The 355-nt window shown below is 65.9% G+C and carries 1 protein-coding gene; it reads left to right on the forward strand.

Going from position 1 to position 355, the window contains the following annotated elements; translation table 11 throughout:
* On the forward strand, positions 1-355 hold a 355-nt coding region (locus N869_RS16160; RefSeq protein ID WP_035063503.1), incomplete at both ends, for a sugar-binding protein.

Raw genomic sequence — 355 nt, forward strand, 5'->3', positions numbered from 1 at the left:
ACGTGAGCCTGCTGTGGGAGGAGAACACCTTGTTCGTCCTCGCGCAGATCGCCGACGACACGATCGACGTGAGCGGGTCTGACCCGTGGACGCAGGACTCCCTGGAGATCTTCGTCGACGCGGGCAACTTCCGGAACGGTCCTTTCCGTTACGACGACACGCAGATCCGCATCAGCGCCACCAACGTGGTGTCGTTCGGTACCGGCGACGAGGGCTTCCAGGCCGCTCGGGTCGAGAGCGCGGTCGAGGAGGTCGACGGCGGCTACATCATCGAGGCGGCGATCAGCCTTCTCGAGTACGGCGGCGAGGGCACGTTCCACGGGCTGGACTTCCAGCTCAACGACGCCACGGGCGG

Origin of the sequence: Cellulomonas bogoriensis 69B4 = DSM 16987 (genome assembly GCF_000767165.1) — a bacterium.
Taxonomy (GTDB): domain Bacteria; phylum Actinomycetota; class Actinomycetes; order Actinomycetales; family Cellulomonadaceae; genus Actinotalea; species Actinotalea bogoriensis.